Consider the following 15,261-nt stretch of genomic DNA (forward strand, 5'->3'; position numbering starts at 1 on the left):
ACCTATGAGCGGCTTCTTCCGACGGTTATCTAGTTTTGAGGGAATGAAAAAGTCTTGACAACAGGCCAACTTTCCTTATAATAAGACTTGTCCATTGTTGCCTAGTGGCTATGGCGGAGGGGAAACACCCGTTCCCATCCCGAACACGGAAGTTAAGCCCTCCAGCGCCGATGGTAGTTGGGGCCAGCGCCCCTGCAAGAGTAGGTCGCTGCTAGGCAATTTCGTGGAGGATTAGCTCAGCTGGGAGAGCACTTGCCTTACAAGCAAGGGGTCGGCGGTTCGATCCCGTCATCCTCCACCATCTTAATATAAAAGCTGACTTGCTTTCTCATCATCGCGGGGTGGAGCAACGAGCCTTCGCTTCGTCGAATATGCTGCGAGTTGCCTCGACGCATTCGACATCTTCGAGTTCGCTGGCAGAGGAAGAGGCAACGAAAATGCAATTTGAGCATTGTCAAAACTTAAGTATATTCTTATCGCTGCGGGGTGGAGCAACGAGCCTTCGCTTCGTCGAATATGCTGCGAGTTGCCTCGACGCATTCGACATCTTCGAGTTCGCTGGCAGAGGAAGAGGCAGTCTTAAAGAAACACTTAGAGCGTTATCAAATGAGATGAATTTCTTACCGTCGCGGGGTGGAGCAGTCCGGTAGCTCGTCGGGCTCATAACCCGAAGGTCGCAGGTTCAAATCCTGCCCCCGCAACCAATATGGTCCCGTAGTGTAGTGGTTAACATGCCTGCCTGTCACGCAGGAGATCGCGGGTTCGAGTCCCGTCGGGACCGCCATTCTTCCAAAATTGTGAAAGATGAAAAAATATGGCTCGGTAGCTCAGTCGGTAGAGACGAGCATCCGCATCGTCGAATCTGCTGCGAGTTGTCCCGACGCATCTGGCTTCTTCGAATGGGCTAGTAGAGGAAGGGACACAAAAGTCATCAACGAACAAGGGAAAAATAAGATATGGCTCGGTAGCTCAGTCGGTAGAGCAAAGGACTGAAAATCCTTGTGTCGGCGGTTCGATTCCGTCCCGAGCCACCATTTTTATCATAGTTCCGAAAGAAGGTTCCCGCTTCATGCAAAGCTAAGTGGGAGTAGTTCACAGACATGTCAGATGTTCAAACCACCCCGGCTTAGTTCAATGGGTAGCGACGAACATTCGCATCGTCGAGTCTGTTGCGAGTTGCCTCGACGCACTCAGCTTCCTCGAATCAGCTTGCAGAGGAAGAGGCACAACTAGGCAGACAACATGAGTCACTAACTAATTTTAAATGTGCCGGCTTAGCTCAATTGGTAGAGCAACTGACTTGTAATCAGTAGGTTGCGGGTTCAAGTCCTGCAGCCGGCATTCTTATTCCTTAATAACCCCTTAAGCCATTAAGGCGGCAACCGCGAGCCATTAGCTCAGTAACGAGCGCTACATCTTCGAGTTCGCTTCGAGTTGTCCCGACGCATCCTGCATCTTCGAATCAGCTGGCAGTGGAAGGGACATTGTTGTCTCGGAGTGTTATCCTAACTATGAGCCATTAGCTCAGTAACGAGCGTTACATCATCGAATTTGCTTCGAGTTGCCTCGACGCACGAGGCTTCCTTGAATTAGCTGGCAGAGGAAGAGGCAGGTAGAGCTAGGTAGTACCTAGAGTGTTGTCCTAACCATGAGCCATTAGCTCAGTAGGTAGAGCAACGAGCAAAGCATCTTCGGATTTGCTTCGAGTTGTCCCGACGCATTCGGCTTCTTTGAATCAGCTGGTAGAGGAAGGGACATCGTTGTCTCGGAGTGTTATTGAACCCATGAGCCATTAGCTCAGTAGGTAGAGCATCTGACTTTTAATCAGAGGGTCGGAGGTTCGAGTCCTCCATGGCTCATCGTCTTGCGGAAGTAGTTCAGCGGTAGAACACCACCTTGCCAAGGTGGGGGTCGCGGGTTCGAGCCCCGTCTTCCGCTCCACTTCCGCCGGGGTGGCGGAATTGGCAGACGCACAGGACTTAAAATCCTGGGGTAGGTAACTACCGTGCCGGTTCGAGTCCGGCCCTCGGCACTTGTGCGCTCGTAGCTCAATTGGATAGAGCATCTGACTACGGATCAGAAGGTTAGGGGTTCGAATCCTCTCGAGCGCGTTTTATCGGGAAGTAGCTCAGCTTGGTAGAGCACACGGTTCGGGTCCGTGAGGTCGCAGGTTCAAATCCTGTCTTCCCGATTTATCATGGGGCCTTAGCTCAGCTGGGAGAGCGCCTGCTTTGCAAGCAGGAGGTCATCGGTTCGATCCCGATAGGCTCCACCTTTTGACTTCTTAAATTTGGCGGTGTAGCTCAGCTGGCTAGAGCGTACGGTTCATACCCGTGAGGTCGGGGGTTCGATCCCCTCCACCGCCACCATTATCGGACCTTTAGCTCAGCTGGTTAGAGCAGACGGCTCATAACCGTCCGGTCGTAGGTTCGAGTCCTACAAGGTCCACCATTATTATTGTTGCTTTTTTGGAGGAGTACCCAAGTGGTTGAAGGGGTCGGTCTTGAAAACCGAGAGGCGCCGCAAGGCGCGCGGGGGTTCGAATCCCTCCTCCTCCGCCATGCACTTTAAAATCGTGCCGGCTTAGCTCAATTGGTAGAGACGAGCATTCGCATCGTCGAATCTGCTGCGAGTTGTCCCGACGCATCCCACTTCTTTGAATAAGCTTGCAGAGGAAGGGACACCGAGCATTTGACTTCCTCGAATTAGCTGGGAGAGGAAGAGGCACAACCAGGCAGACAACATGAATCACTAGCTAATTTTAAATGTGCCGGCTTAGCTCAATTGGTAGAGCAACTGACTTGTAATCAGTAGGTTGCGGGTTCAAGTCCTGCAGCCGGCACCAGAACGAGGCGACTATGGCGAAGTGGTTAACGCACCAGATTGTGGCTCTGGCATGCGTGGGTTCGATTCCCACTAGTCGCCCTTTTCATTATATTCTATATTTGCGGGTGTAGTTTAGTGGTAAAACCTCAGCCACGAGCATCTGCATCATCGAATCTGCTTCGAGTTGCCCCGACGCATCTGGCTTCTATGAATCAGCTGGTAGAGGAAGGGGCATGGAAGCAGCGTGGCGGATGTTCAACTAAATGATATGCGGGTGTAGTTTAGTGGTAAAACCTCAGCCTTCCAAGCTGATGTCGTGGGTTCGATTCCCATCACCCGCTTTTTATGGGCCTATAGCTCAGCTGGTCAGAGCGCACGCCTGATAAGCGTGAGGTCGGTGGTTCAAGTCCACTTAGGCCCATTATTTTCCATTGAATATTTTTGGGTCATTCGCTATAATAATGGGCGAACAATGCCCCATCGTTCCACAGCAAAATCGGAGCGACGAGCTTCACATCTTCGAATTCGCTGCGAGTTGCCTCGACGCATCTCGCTTCCTTGAATTAGCTGGCAGAGGAAGAGGCAACGAGCACATTTGGAAGATGTGCATAACATATAGTTATTCATCATTCCGCAATAGCTCAGCGGTAGAGCAACCGGCTGTTAACCGGTAGGTCGTAGGTTCGAATCCTACTTGCGGAGCCATTTCTTTGGAGAAGTACCCAAGTGGCTGAAGGGGACGGTTTGCTAAACCGTTAGGTCGCAGTTTTGCGGCGCGCGGGTTCAAATCCCGCCTTCTCCGCCATAATGGCCCGTTGGTCAAGTGGTTAAGACACCGCCCTTTCACGGCGGTAACACGGGTTCGAATCCCGTACGGGTCACTGGTTGCTGGCACCAGAGATTCTGGTGCCCTTTTGTACAATTTCTTTTGTCGATTTTTGCGTTTTTTTCTTGCGATGCGTGTGGAAGTCTGTTATAATATCTCTCGTTAGCTTTAAAATTACGTTATGATTGTTGGGGACAACGCAGTGTTTCGTTTCGTTAAAGAACGAGGCATTGCGTTTTTTTATTTACCACCCTAAACCGAGAAGACCCTCACTTCCACGCGTGAGCGTAGGGAGAGAGTTCAGGTAGGGAGGGAGTCCCCCGTTTCCAACGGCAGGAAAGTGGGGGGAGAAGATCAAATGAACAATTGGGCGTCGGCTTCGCCGCCATGAATTTGCACAAACATCGTTTGGATGGCTTGAAGCTGGCGCTTGGCGGTTTCTTCTGGCGTTGATGGGAGAAAGTAAACGATTTGCAAAGCGTTTTTCGTTTCTCTCGTCACGGCGGTCCGCTCCGAATCGACGATCGGACTGCCAAACGGCCCTCGTTCATCTTTGCTGACGAGTTTGTTGGCAAAGTTGACTGTGCGGCCGTTTAACGCGATGTATTCATCTTGTTCCGTGCCGATCGTGAGCGTCACTGTCCCGTTGATGCGGTCTAGATCATAGATGCCGAGCGGAATTTTATAATAGAGTGAAAAAAAGTTGTTTATGTCCGCCGCTGAATGGATAGGCGGAATGAAGCTTTTTTTCTGGATGCGTCGGTACAGGCTTTCACTTGACGGTCGATAGCGGCTTGGGTCCGTTCCGATTTGTTTGAAAGTACGGCGCCATTCGACCATCTCAGGGATGTCGGCAATCGACTTTTCCTGCAGCTCGATGTAAAGAGATTCTTGAAACAGCTCAAGCCTCCCCCTTAACATTTGCGGTGAATCGCTGACCTCGATATGATGATAGCGGATGACGCCGAATTTACCAGAAGGAAGGCGTTGCTTTAGTTGTTCTGATATCACGCATTTCATCTTGATCACCTCGGATTTCATTTTACCATATATGACGAAAGGAGGGAAAACGATGGATGTTATGGCATTAAAGCAGGAAGTCATTGAGTACAGTCGGTCAATCGGCATTGATAAAATCGGATTTGCGAGCGCTGATCCGTTTGTTGAATTAAAGGAACGGCTGCGCCGCCAGCAGGAGCTCGGCTATCAGTCCGGTTTTGAGGAACCAGATATTGAGAAACGGACGAATCCTTCATTGCTTCTTCCGGAAGCAAAATCGATTATTGCCATTGCTCTTGCCTATCCGTCTAAAATGAAAAATGCGCCGCGGGGGACAAAGACGGAACGGCGCGGCGTTTTTTGCCGCGCTTCATGGGGAAAGGACTACCACGATGTGTTGCGGGAACGTTTGCAGCAGCTCGAGGAGTTTTTGCTGGCCAAAGTGCCCCATGCCCGCGTTCGCTCGATGGTGGATACCGGAGAGCTCGCTGATCGGGCGGTGGCGGAACGAGCAGGGATCGGTTGGAGCGGCAAGAACTGCTCTATTATTACACCGGAGTTTGGATCGTATGTGTATTTGGGAGAAATGATTACGAATATTCCATTTCCCCCTGATGAACCGGTTGAAAACCGATGCGGCACGTGCACGAAATGCATTGATGCCTGCCCGACCGGGGCGCTTGTGCAAGGGGGGCAACTGAACGCACAGCGGTGCCTTTCCTTTTTAACGCAAACGAAAGGCTTTTTAGCCGACGAGTTTCGGGAGAAAATCGGGAACCGGCTGTACGGCTGCGATACATGCCAGCAAGTCTGCCCGGAAAATAAGGGGAAAGACTTTCATTTGCATCCAGAATTCGAGCCGGATCCGGAAGCGGTAAAGCCGAAGCTCATCCCGCTGCTTCAGATGAGCAACCGTGAATTTAAAGAAACATTTGGGGCCATGGCGGGTTCATGGCGTGGGAAAAAGCCGATTCAGCGCAATGCCATTCTGGCGCTCGCCCATTACAAAGACCAAACCGCGGTGCCGCACTTACTGCGTTTGTTGAAAGAGGATAGCCGTCCCGTCATCCGCGGGACGGCGGCGTGGGCGCTCGGGAAAATCGGGGATCCAAGCGCTAAGCCTTACTTGGAGGCCGCGCGGCAAACGGAGGCGGATGCCGATGTGATCGCTGAGATTGAAAAAGGACTGAAACTGTTGGCTGAGGCAAAGGAATAGGGAAAAAAACGCAGCTTCCCCACATAAGGTAGTAACAAAAACGAAAGTGGTGGAAAGCAGCATGAAAAAACAGTTGCGCGCGTGGTTGGATGAGCGAGCCCGCTCGTTTGTGTCGGAAAGCAATATCCGAAGCGAAGAGGCGGCAAGAAAGCAACGGCTTTGCCAAAAGCGCGGTGCGGAGATCGTCCGTTGCACGATCCGGGGACAAATTGTCGGCAGGCAGACCATCGAGCGGGAAGCGAAAGTTATGTATATTGCCCACCATCAATTTTTAATTAAGCAAAGGGGTTCACTATATATAGAAGAACAGGTTGAGGAGCGATGCGCCTGTTTTGTTCGCGGTGAGCTTGTAACTGATGAACCGATCAACCGGTTGGGGGGGGATATGGAGGCGCCGCGCGTCGAACGAGAGCAATGGACGGGGGAGCGTCTTTCTTACCAGTATGACCGCGCCCGGGCGGTGCGGTATGCGGAAACGTGGTGGAATCGGCATAACCCGGTGTTTCCGTCGTTTCCGGTGGATTGCACGAATTTTGTCTCTCAATGCTTGTATGCAGGCGGGGCGCCGATGACGGGCTATCCGAACCGGGCGAGGGGATGGTGGTGTCAACACGGAAGTTGGAGTTACAGCTGGGCTGTGGCCCATGCTTTTCGTTGGTATTTGAGCGGGTCGCGCATCGGCTTGCAGGCGGTGGAAGTGGCGGAGCCGGAGCAATTGATGGCAGGTGATGTCATCTGTTATGATTTTCAAGGGGACGGACGCTTCGACCACTCAACGATTGTGGTGGCGAAAGATCAGAACGGGATGCCGCTTGTGAACGCCCATACGACAAACAGCCGAATGCGCTATTGGTCGTATGAAGATTCAAGCGCCTATACGCCGAACATTCGCTATAAGTTTTTTCACATCATCGATCGCAAATAAACGTTGCTGAGGTGAAGGAAATGCCGCTTCATGTAGTGCTATACCAGCCAGAAATTCCAGCCAATACTGGAAACATCGCTCGTACGTGCGCAGCAACCGATACGTCGCTCCATTTGATCCGCCCGCTCGGTTTTTCTACGGATGATAAAATGTTAAAGCGCGCCGGGCTTGATTATTGGCCGTATGTCAATATTTCGTATTATGACTCGCTTGACGAACTATTCGCCCGCTTTCCGGAAGGGGAGTTTTATTTCATTACGAAATTCGGGCGCCGGTATTATGATTCGTTTGATTTCAGCGATACAGAAAAACATATTTTCTTTGTGTTCGGCCGTGAAACGACCGGACTGCCGAAGGAGCTGCTTGAGGCCAATATGGACCGTTGCCTTCGCATCCCGATGAATGACAAAGTGCGCTCGTTAAACTTGTCGAACACGGCGGCCATTTTAGTGTACGAAGCGTTGCGCCAACAACGGTTTTATGGGTTGTCATAAACAAAAAAACGACCTTCGCTCTGGAGGTCGTTTTTTTGGTCTTATTGTCTGACGCCTGGTTTGTCTTCATAGCCAGCGGTGAAAATGGCCGTCAAAAACGCAATGATAACCCCTAGCACAAGCAAAGTGCGCATCGTTTGTTCCTCCTTCATAATGAAAGTGGCAGGCGTTTCCCCTTTTATTATAGCGAATATGGCCAAGCATGTGAATGACCGCAGTTGGTTGTTAGGAGACAAAATTTTTTTTGCGGCGAATGATACGGGACATCCTCGCATAAATTGTAATAATCTTGCTGTTAGACATCCAAGGGTGAGGAGGTCCTTTATGGATATTTTGCAAAAAATCGCCCGGTATCGGGAAGAAGAAGAAAAGTTGAAATGGGAAGGAACGTTTGCTGAGTATTTAAAGATTTTAAAAGAAAAGCCGTGGGTGGCCCAGTCGGCTCATTCGCGTGTTTATAATATGATCAAAGATGCTGGGGTCGAAGAGGTGAATGGGCGGAAACGATATAAGTTTTTCAGCCAGCACCTGTTCGGGCTTGAGGAGGCGCTTGAGCGGCTCGTTGAGGAATATTTCCACCCGGCGGCGAAGCGGCTTGATGTGCGGAAACGGATTTTGCTGCTGATGGGGCCAGTTGGCGGCGGGAAGTCGACGTTGGTAACGCTCCTGAAGCGCGGGCTTGAGGAGTACTCCAAAACGGAGCGCGGAGCCGTTTATGCGATTAAAGGGTGCCCGATGCATGAAGATCCGCTTCACCTCATTCCTCACCATTTGCGCGACGATTTTTACCGCGAATACGGCATTCGCATCGAAGGCGAGCTGTCGCCGCTCAATATGATGCGGCTTGAGAAAGAGTACGGCGGACGCATTGAAGACGTGCTAGTGGAGCGCATTTTCTTCTCGGAAAACCGCCGCGTCGGCATCGGGACGTTCAGTCCGTCTGATCCAAAATCGCAAGACATCGCCGATTTAACGGGAAGCATCGATTTTTCAACGATCGCGGAATACGGCTCCGAGTCCGACCCGCGCGCGTACCGGTTTGACGGCGAGCTGAACAAAGCCAACCGCGGGATTATGGAATTTCAAGAGATGTTAAAGTGCGATGAAAAATTTCTTTGGCATTTGCTGTCGCTGACGCAAGAAGGCAATTTCAAGGCTGGGCGGTTTGCTTTAATCAGCGCCGACGAATTGATTATCGCTCATACGAACGAAACGGAATATCGGTCGTTCATCGCCAACAAAAAGAACGAGGCGCTCCATTCGCGCATCATCGTCATGCCGATTCCATACAACTTGCGCGTCTCGGAAGAAGAGCGCATTTACGAAAAAATGATCCGCGAAAGCGATGTCGCCGACGTGCATATCGCTCCACATACGTTGCGGATTGCGGCCATGTTTACGATTTTGACGCGGTTGAAAGAATCGAAGCGGCCGGATGTGGATTTATTGAAGAAAATGCGCTTGTATGATGGCGAAATGATCGAAGGATTCAGCGAGGTCGATGTGGAGGAGCTGAAAAAGGAGCATCCGGACGAGGGGATGAGCGGCATCGACCCACGCTATGTCATCAACCGCATTTCTGCCTGCATCATTCGCAAAGGAGTGCCGTCGATCAATGCGCTTGACGTGCTTCGTTCGTTGAAAGAAGGGTTGGATCAGCATCCGTCGATCACGAAGGAAGACCGCGAGCGGTACTTGAACTTCATTTCGCTTGTGCGTAAAGAATATGACGAAATCGCCAAACAAGAAGTGCAAAAGGCGTTCGTCTATTCGTATGAAGAGTCGGCGAAAACGTTGATGGATAACTATTTGGACAACGTCGAGGCGTACTGCAACAAGACGAAACTGCGCGATCCGCTCACTGGCGAGGAAATGAATCCGGATGAAAAGCTGATGCGCTCGATCGAGGAACAAATCGGCATTTCCGAAAATGCGAAAAAAGCGTTTCGTGAAGAAATTTTAATCCGCATTTCCGCCTATGCGCGCAAAGGGCAGCGATTTGATTACAACTCGCATGAACGGCTGCGCGAGGCAATCCAGAAAAAACTGTTCGCTGATCTAAAAGATATTGTGAAAATTACAACGTCGACGAAAACACCGGATGAGCAGCAGTTGAAAAAAATTAACGAAGTCGTCGCCCGCCTCATTGATGAATACGGGTACAACTCCACGTCAGCCAACGAATTGCTCCGCTATGTCGGCAGCTTGTTGAACCGCTAGGCATGCCTCAAGCGCTGAGGCATGCTTTTTTTATCCTCCTCCTCTGTCTGACCGAGTTGCACAGGGAGGGTCGAGCAAAGACGACGCAGCGAGCTTCGCTAAAAGGAAGAGAACAAGAGGGCGCGAAGCTGATAATCGGGCTTGTCTACTTTTCTATTTTCCTCATTCATTGGTCAATTATTTTGAATTTTTGCATACGATAAAATAAACCAACTTGGCATAGTGATGGCCCGTTTTGATGACGCCAACATAAGTATATGCGGGAAAGCGAAAAGTGTGAAAATGATTTTTTCAAAGGAGGGGAAAACATGAAGGGGAATTTTGTTGTATCGAAGGAAGACTGGTCCCTCCACCGCAAAGGATATGATGATCAAAAGCGCCATCAAGAAAAAGTGAAGGAAGCGATCAAAAACAATTTGCCCGACTTAATTACGGAAGAAAGCATTATCATGTCCAACGGGCGCGATGTGATTAAAATTCCGATCCGCTCGCTCGATGAATACAAAATCCGCTACAATTATGAGAAAAACAAACACGTCGGCCAAGGAAATGGAGACAGCCAAGTCGGTGATGTGGTGGCCCGAGACGGAAGCGGGGAGGGGCAGGGGCCAGGAAAAGGCCAAGGTGCTGGCGATTTGCCGGGCCAAGATTATTACGAAGCTGAAGTGTCGCTGATGGAGATTGAGGAAGCGTTCTTTAGCCAATTGGAGCTGCCCAACTTGCAACGAAAAGAGCTGGATCAAAATGTAACCCAACATATCGAATTTAACGACATCCGCCGCACCGGGCTGATGGGGAATATCGATAAGAAGCGGACGATGCTCGCTGCCTTCAAGCGCAATGCCATGAACGGCAAACCAGGCTTTTATCCGATTTACCGTGAAGATTTGAAGTTTAAAACGTGGAACGAAGTCGTCAAACCAGAATCGAAGGCGGTCGTCTTGGCGATGATGGACACAAGCGGATCGATGGGCATGTGGGAAAAATATATGGCACGCAGCTTTTTCTTCTGGATGACCCGCTTTTTGCGCACGAAATACGAAACGGTGGACATCGCCTTTATCGCCCATCATACGGAAGCAAAAGTCGTCAGTGAGGAGGAGTTTTTCACGAAAGGGGAAAGCGGTGGAACGATTTGCTCATCAGCCTACCGCAAGGCGCTTGAACTCATTGAGACAAAATATCCACCGTCGCGCTACAACATTTATCCGTTCCACTTCTCGGACGGCGACAACCTGACATCGGACAATGCCCGCTGCGTGAAGCTTGTTCAGGAGCTGATGAAAGTATCGAACATGTTTGGGTATGGGGAAGTCAACCAGTACAACCGCCATTCCACGCTCATGTCGGCGTATCGCAATATTAAAGACGAAAAATTCCGCTATTATATTTTGAAGCAAAAATCGGATGTGTTCCATGCGATGAGAACATTTTTCCGCAAAGAAGAAAGCAAGCAGCTCGTTTGACCCTCTTCATATGGCGAAAAGAGGGTTTTTCTTTTTGGAAAGGCGGGAGGGCGAGGCCCTCCCTAAAATAAGTTATTGCTTTTGCAGCGTCGCCGCCATGGCGAGTACGGCGCCAAGCACGTCTTCGTTGCTTGGAGCGTGCACGGTCAATAGCATCGGCGTTGGTTGGGCGCTGGCGATGACATGAACGGTGACACCGTCCGCTTGGGCAGTGTACCAAACGGCATCAGCGAACGGCTTAGGCAATCCGTTCGTTTGTTGGCGGGCGGCGTTGGCGTCAACCGCTTGGGCATGTTCTTTCGCCAGCTGCTCGTAGTTTGTTTCCCCCTCCGAAAGCAAGCGGATGCGGGCAAAGGCTTCGCCATGAAGCAAGACATCGGCGCCCGGTTCTTCGGCGTCAAGGGTCCATCCTTCCAAAACATAGAGGGAAAAATGTTGATTGTCGCTCGTTTGCAGTGTTGCAGTTTTCGTGATGGTTTGGTTTCCATCTTGGTAGGACAATGAAATGGTCGGTTGTGAAGCAGCGGGTTGTCCTCCTCCTGCCGCTCGTTGCTCTTCTTCGTTCTTTTTCGTTGATGTTTGCTCTTTTGCTTCCTTCGAAGGAGAAGGGTTCTTGGATGACGGCGCATCAGACGATGGTTTTTGATCGTCGGCTGTCTGCTCTTCCTTTGCCGCCTGTGTCGTCTCGTGCTCTTTCGTTCCACAGCCAACCAGCAAGACGGAGGCGACAGCGAGAGAGAACAACAGTTTCCAGTATCGAATCATGTTCATTCCTCCCTACGTTCCTATACCCCCCCATTATACCAATTGAAACGGTGGAAACAAACAGACTCGTTTCCCTATTTTTTTGTTTGTTTCGCGTGCAAGGCGATATGCGCCCCGCCCCAAACAGCGGCGACGAGCAGAATGAGTGAAGCCAATCCGCAAAGCATGCGGTCACCTCCTCGTGTATACTAGAACTAGATGGCAGGATGAATGTAATGTATGAAACGCGTTTCAAGTCAAGAGCTTTTATGGAGGGAAGTGGGAACGTGGCGAACATCCGTGATTTGGCGAAAGAAGCGGGTGTGTCGGTGGCCACTGTATCGAGGGTATTGAACGGATATCCGTATGTGAGCGAGGAAAAGCGGAAGGCAGTTTGGGAAGCAGCCCAGAAGCTTCAATATGTGAAAAATATTCAAGCCGTTCACTTGGCGAAGGGAAGAACAGCGATTGTCGGGGTCATGCTTCCGTACATTCACCATCCTTATTTTTCCGCTGTAATCGAAGGGATTTCCAAAGAGGCGCTTCGTTATGGTTACCAGTTGCTTTTGTTTCAGACAAACTATGAGGTGGAAAGGGAGCTTGAGGCGTTGGAACGGCTGCGGATGAAGCAAATGGATGGGTTGATCGTATGTTCCCATGAAGTGGACTGGGAAGCGTTTGCGGCTTATCAGGAAGACGGTCCCATTGTTTTATGTGAGCAGGTGGAAAGGTATGATTTTTTCACTGTCTATATCGATCACTACCAAGCGTTTGTCCAAGCGCTTCGCTACTTGATCAAAAAGGGGCACCGGCGCATCGGTTATTGCATCGGAAGAATGACCGGGCCGAACAGCCAAGCGAGGGCAGGGGCGTACCAGGATGTGTTGCGTGAAGTCGGCGTCCTTCCTCGTCGGCAGTGGGTTTTCGATGGTTGTCTATTTCTTGAAGATGGAAAGCGGGTTATGGAGCAATGGATCGCGATGGAGGAGAGGCCGAGCGCGTTGCTTGTGACGAGTGACCAAGTGGCGGCCGGAATCGTGCTCCATGCGCGCCGAATCGGGGTGCGCATTCCAGATGAGCTTGCCGTTATTGGTTTTGATAATGATCCATTGGCCGAAATGCTGGGCATTACAACCGTGGCACTCCCCCATTTTACGCTCGGGGAAAGAGCGTTCCGCCTTCTTCACCATTGGCTGGAGACAGGCCGTGTGGCGCGAAAACAGGAAGAGCTGCCTGCCCGGTTGCTGGTGCGGGATACGGCATAATAAGGCCTGGCTTTCCGTCTCTGACAACCAGCTTAAAGCCAAGTGAAACGGCGTCGTGTTATGTTGCTTTCAGATGGTACCGATTCACTGGTCGTCCGACGCCGCCGTATTGCACATCGAGCACGACTTTTCCTGTTTTCTCAAGGTACTCCAAATAGCGGCGGGCGGTGACGCGGGCGATGCCGACTCCTTCGGCCACTTCCTCGGCGGAAACAGGGAAGCGGTGCCCGCGCAAATAGGCGATCACTTTTTCCAATGTGACCTCATTCAGTCCTTTCGGAAGCTCGGAGGACGGTCCGGCCGGTTGTTCAGCCGCCCGCCTTAGGGCATCGAGTTCCACCTGGGTGAGCGATTCCTTTTCCGCAAGCGACCGGCGGAACGTCCGATAATTTTCCAACGCCTGTTTGAGCCGTTCAAATTTGAACGGTTTCACAATGTAATCGAAGGCGCCGTTTTGCAGGACGCGGCGCACCGTTTCAATGTCGCTCGCCGCGGTAATGGCGATGATATCGACTTCATGGCCGCGGGCGCGGATTTGTTTTAATGTTTCAAGGCCGTCCAGCTGCGGCATGTAAATATCGATCATTGCTAAATCCGGGTGCAGCTCGTCGATGAGGCGGAGTCCTTCTTCACCGTTTCCAGCGAGGCCGATGACGGTGAAGCCGTCGACTTGTTCAATCATTTGCCGATTCACTTCTTGCACCATCGGGTCATCCTCGATCAACAACACGCGATACATAGCCTTTTCCTCCTTCGTCTCGACAGGGGTGTCTTTCGCGGCCGCCGTTGCCTAAATGGACCTCACATGTCAAAGGTCACCGTAAACACCGTTCCTTTCCCCTTTTCCGACTGCACATCGATGCGCCCGTTTCCCTTTTCCACAATTTGCTTCACCAAATACAAGCCGATGCCTCGACCGTTCTCTCCTTTCGTTGAAAAGCCTTCATCAAAAATGCGGTTGATATGCTCACGGGCAATGCCTTGGCCGTTGTCTTCGACCGAGAGGGAACAAATGTCTTCATTTTGTTCGATGCTGATGTAAATTTCTTTTTCCCGGTCGGTTACATCACGGAACGCGTCGAAGGCGTTTTCAATTAAATTGCCAAGGAGAACAACAAAATCATGGTGATCGAGATGCGGCGGAAAGCGGTGCAGCCGGCTGTGCCGGTCGATGGTCACGCGGATGCCGAGCTCCTTGCCGCGGCGGATTTTGCTTAAGAGCAATCCAGAAATGCTTTCGTCCTTAATGTTGCGGCTTAAAAACTGTGTCAGTTCTGCTTGTTCCTCCGTGACTTGGAAGACGTACTCGAGCGCCTTTTCGATATGGCCGAGCTGGATGAGGCCGGCGATCGTATGAAGCTTATTCATGTATTCATGATTTTGCACGCGCAAGGCGTGGACAAACGCCTTGACGCCCGTCAGTTCTTCGGCGAGTCTCTTCACTTCCGTCCGGTCTTGGAAAATGGCAATGGCGCCGACTGTTTTCCCGTTGACCTTGATCGGGATGCGGTTGCTCCAAATCGTTAAATTGCCGATCTGCAACTCCTTATTGTAAATCGGCTTGTTTACTTCCAAGATTTCCGGAAGGTGTGTGTCCGGAATGATGGAACGGATCGATCGGCCGATGACATCCCCTTTGACGCCGAGCATTTGTTTTGCCCGGTCGTTGAAGATGGTAATTTTTTCATCGCTGTCAATGGCGATGACGCCTTCATGCATAGCGTTAAACGCTTCCGTCCGTTCGATCAGCAGCTTGGCGATCTCATGCGGTTCCAGCTCAAACATTTGCCGCTTGATATGGGAGGCGAGCAGCCATGCGCCAATTCCACCGACAACGAGCGACAAAACGACCGCTACGGCAGCTTCTTCTTTCAAAGAATCAATGGCTTCAAAAAACGTCGGCAACCGGTAGGCGGCGATGACGACGCCAATTTGTTCGTGATCGCTGTTCATAATGGGAACGAAGGCGCGAATCACTGTCCCGATTTCCCCGCGGGCTTTGGAAGTGTACGTATGTTCGGCAAATGCCGGCCCCTCATCAGCACCGCGGGAGATCGTGCCGATCATTGCCGGAAGCGGATGGGAGAGGCGCACTTTGTTCATATCGAGAACGACGATATAGTCGGCGCTGTGAATGACGCGCACCCGCTCGACGACCGGATTGATCAGCGCCCGGCTTTGTTTGTTTCCGACAATATGGCGCCTGACTTCGGGCAGCTCGGAGACGGTGCGCGCGGTCAATAAGGCACGCTGGCTGAGTTCCTCCTCCCTCTAGAAATG

General features: G+C 51.2%; 9 protein-coding genes, 21 tRNA genes, 1 rRNA gene and 1 pseudogene. 28 read left to right on the plus strand and 4 right to left on the minus strand.

What is annotated here, in order from left to right; genetic code table 11:
* Positions 1 to 100: 100 nt before the first annotated feature.
* The 22 genes from rrf (at position 101) to DI44_RS13460 (ending at position 3,707) form a co-directional block, all read left to right on the plus strand.
* A 5S ribosomal RNA gene (rrf, locus tag DI44_RS13565) occupies positions 101 to 217 on the plus strand.
* An 8-nt stretch (positions 218 to 225) separates the two neighbouring features.
* A tRNA-Val gene (locus DI44_RS13560) sits at positions 226 to 301 on the plus strand.
* A gap of 326 nt (positions 302 to 627) precedes the next feature.
* Positions 628 to 704, plus strand: a tRNA-Met gene (locus tag DI44_RS13555).
* Positions 705 to 708: 4 nt separating this feature from the next.
* Positions 709 to 784 (plus strand) — tRNA-Asp (locus DI44_RS13550).
* Positions 785 to 958: 174 nt separating this feature from the next.
* Positions 959 to 1,034, plus strand: a tRNA-Phe gene (locus DI44_RS13545).
* Between the two features lie 234 nt (positions 1,035 to 1,268).
* Positions 1,269 to 1,341, plus strand: a tRNA-Thr gene (locus tag DI44_RS13540).
* A 445-nt stretch (positions 1,342 to 1,786) separates the two neighbouring features.
* Positions 1,787 to 1,859: transfer RNA gene (locus tag DI44_RS13535), tRNA-Lys, on the plus strand.
* A gap of 7 nt (positions 1,860 to 1,866) precedes the next feature.
* Positions 1,867 to 1,941 (plus strand) — tRNA-Gly (locus tag DI44_RS13530).
* A 5-nt stretch (positions 1,942 to 1,946) separates the two neighbouring features.
* Positions 1,947 to 2,032: transfer RNA gene (locus DI44_RS13525), tRNA-Leu, on the plus strand.
* A 5-nt stretch (positions 2,033 to 2,037) separates the two neighbouring features.
* A tRNA-Arg gene (locus DI44_RS13520) sits at positions 2,038 to 2,111 on the plus strand.
* A 6-nt stretch (positions 2,112 to 2,117) separates the two neighbouring features.
* Positions 2,118 to 2,191: transfer RNA gene (locus DI44_RS13515), tRNA-Pro, on the plus strand.
* Between the two features lie 8 nt (positions 2,192 to 2,199).
* Positions 2,200 to 2,272: transfer RNA gene (locus DI44_RS13510), tRNA-Ala, on the plus strand.
* Between the two features lie 20 nt (positions 2,273 to 2,292).
* A tRNA-Met gene (locus DI44_RS13505) sits at positions 2,293 to 2,369 on the plus strand.
* A 5-nt stretch (positions 2,370 to 2,374) separates the two neighbouring features.
* Positions 2,375 to 2,451: transfer RNA gene (locus tag DI44_RS13500), tRNA-Ile, on the plus strand.
* Positions 2,452 to 2,470: 19 nt separating this feature from the next.
* Positions 2,471 to 2,561 (plus strand) — tRNA-Ser (locus DI44_RS13495).
* 208 nt (positions 2,562 to 2,769) lie between these two features.
* Positions 2,770 to 2,845: transfer RNA gene (locus tag DI44_RS13490), tRNA-Thr, on the plus strand.
* Positions 2,846 to 2,852: 7 nt separating this feature from the next.
* Positions 2,853 to 2,925 (plus strand) — tRNA-His (locus tag DI44_RS13485).
* A gap of 171 nt (positions 2,926 to 3,096) precedes the next feature.
* Positions 3,097 to 3,167 (plus strand) — tRNA-Gly (locus DI44_RS13480).
* A gap of 6 nt (positions 3,168 to 3,173) precedes the next feature.
* Positions 3,174 to 3,247, plus strand: a tRNA-Ile gene (locus DI44_RS13475).
* A gap of 209 nt (positions 3,248 to 3,456) precedes the next feature.
* Positions 3,457 to 3,531: transfer RNA gene (locus DI44_RS13470), tRNA-Asn, on the plus strand.
* 7 nt (positions 3,532 to 3,538) lie between these two features.
* A tRNA-Ser gene (locus tag DI44_RS13465) sits at positions 3,539 to 3,631 on the plus strand.
* 4 nt (positions 3,632 to 3,635) lie between these two features.
* A tRNA-Glu gene (locus DI44_RS13460) sits at positions 3,636 to 3,707 on the plus strand.
* A gap of 299 nt (positions 3,708 to 4,006) precedes the next feature.
* Here DI44_RS13460 and DI44_RS13455 read toward each other — a convergent pair.
* Positions 4,007 to 4,672, minus strand: a complete 666-nt coding sequence (locus tag DI44_RS13455; protein WP_011229985.1) for a phenylalanine--tRNA ligase beta subunit-related protein — start codon at positions 4,670 to 4,672, stop codon at positions 4,007 to 4,009.
* A gap of 52 nt (positions 4,673 to 4,724) precedes the next feature.
* On the opposite strand from DI44_RS13455, the gene queG reads away from it, so the two are divergent.
* The 5 genes from queG (at position 4,725) to yhbH (ending at position 10,972) form a co-directional block, all read left to right on the plus strand.
* The gene (gene queG / locus DI44_RS13450; protein WP_011229986.1) at positions 4,725 to 5,867 is read left to right on the plus strand and encodes a tRNA epoxyqueuosine(34) reductase QueG; all 1,143 of its coding nucleotides are present in this window, start codon (positions 4,725 to 4,727) and stop codon (positions 5,865 to 5,867) included.
* A gap of 61 nt (positions 5,868 to 5,928) precedes the next feature.
* A complete protein-coding gene (locus DI44_RS13445; RefSeq protein WP_023634359.1) occupies positions 5,929 to 6,792 on the plus strand; it encodes an amidase domain-containing protein in 864 nt (287 codons plus the stop codon).
* A 20-nt stretch (positions 6,793 to 6,812) separates the two neighbouring features.
* Positions 6,813 to 7,286 carry a tRNA (uridine(34)/cytosine(34)/5-carboxymethylaminomethyluridine(34)-2'-O)-methyltransferase TrmL gene (gene trmL, locus DI44_RS13440; protein ID WP_011229988.1) on the plus strand — a complete coding sequence of 158 codons (474 nt, stop codon included), beginning with the start codon at positions 6,813 to 6,815 and terminating at the stop codon, positions 7,284 to 7,286.
* A gap of 324 nt (positions 7,287 to 7,610) precedes the next feature.
* Positions 7,611 to 9,506 (plus strand): PrkA family serine protein kinase, encoded by a 1,896-nt coding sequence (locus tag DI44_RS13435; RefSeq protein ID WP_011229990.1) that lies wholly within the window; start codon positions 7,611 to 7,613, stop codon positions 9,504 to 9,506.
* Positions 9,507 to 9,814: 308 nt separating this feature from the next.
* On the plus strand, positions 9,815 to 10,972 hold the full coding sequence (gene yhbH / locus DI44_RS13430; RefSeq protein WP_033024751.1) for a sporulation protein YhbH: 1,158 nt from the start codon (positions 9,815 to 9,817) through the stop codon (positions 10,970 to 10,972).
* A gap of 72 nt (positions 10,973 to 11,044) precedes the next feature.
* On the opposite strand, the gene DI44_RS13425 is transcribed toward yhbH, so the two are convergent.
* Positions 11,045 to 11,737, minus strand: a complete 693-nt coding sequence (locus tag DI44_RS13425; protein WP_033024752.1) for a hypothetical protein — start codon at positions 11,735 to 11,737, stop codon at positions 11,045 to 11,047.
* Between the two features lie 266 nt (positions 11,738 to 12,003).
* Between DI44_RS13425 and DI44_RS13420 the strand changes: the two genes are divergently transcribed.
* Positions 12,004 to 12,981 carry a LacI family DNA-binding transcriptional regulator gene (locus tag DI44_RS13420; protein ID WP_033005858.1) on the plus strand — a complete coding sequence of 326 codons (978 nt, stop codon included), beginning with the start codon at positions 12,004 to 12,006 and terminating at the stop codon, positions 12,979 to 12,981.
* Positions 12,982 to 13,039: 58 nt separating this feature from the next.
* Here the strand turns inward: DI44_RS13420 and DI44_RS13415 are convergent, their stop codons facing one another.
* The gene (locus DI44_RS13415) at positions 13,040 to 13,720 is read right to left on the minus strand and encodes a response regulator (protein ID WP_013523005.1); all 681 of its coding nucleotides are present in this window, start codon (positions 13,718 to 13,720) and stop codon (positions 13,040 to 13,042) included.
* Positions 13,721 to 13,782: 62 nt separating this feature from the next.
* Positions 13,783 to 15,252: pseudogene (locus tag DI44_RS0116920) on the minus strand (sensor histidine kinase); the annotation flags it as partial.
* Positions 15,253 to 15,261 lie beyond the last annotated feature (9 nt).

Origin of the sequence: Geobacillus sp. CAMR5420, assembly GCF_000691465.1 — a bacterium.
In the GTDB taxonomy this organism is placed as follows: Bacteria; Bacillota; Bacilli; order Bacillales; family Anoxybacillaceae; genus Geobacillus; species Geobacillus thermoleovorans.

Bases quoted from the DNA above. Each gene is read 5' to 3' on its own strand.
- DI44_RS13455 (WP_011229985.1), bottom strand. From the start codon at position 4,672: ATGAAATGCGTGATATCAGAACAACTAAAGCAACGCCTTCCTTCTGGT.
- queG (WP_011229986.1), top strand. From the start codon at position 4,725: ATGGATGTTATGGCATTAAAGCAGGAAGTCATTGAGTACAGTCGGTCA.
- DI44_RS13445 (WP_023634359.1), top strand. From the start codon at position 5,929: ATGAAAAAACAGTTGCGCGCGTGGTTGGATGAGCGAGCCCGCTCGTTT.
- trmL (WP_011229988.1), top strand. From the start codon at position 6,813: ATGCCGCTTCATGTAGTGCTATACCAGCCAGAAATTCCAGCCAATACT.
- DI44_RS13435 (WP_011229990.1), top strand. From the start codon at position 7,611: ATGGATATTTTGCAAAAAATCGCCCGGTATCGGGAAGAAGAAGAAAAG.
- yhbH (WP_033024751.1), top strand. From the start codon at position 9,815: ATGAAGGGGAATTTTGTTGTATCGAAGGAAGACTGGTCCCTCCACCGC.
- DI44_RS13425 (WP_033024752.1), bottom strand. From the start codon at position 11,737: ATGATTCGATACTGGAAACTGTTGTTCTCTCTCGCTGTCGCCTCCGTC.
- DI44_RS13415 (WP_013523005.1), bottom strand. From the start codon at position 13,720: ATGTATCGCGTGTTGTTGATCGAGGATGACCCGATGGTGCAAGAAGTG.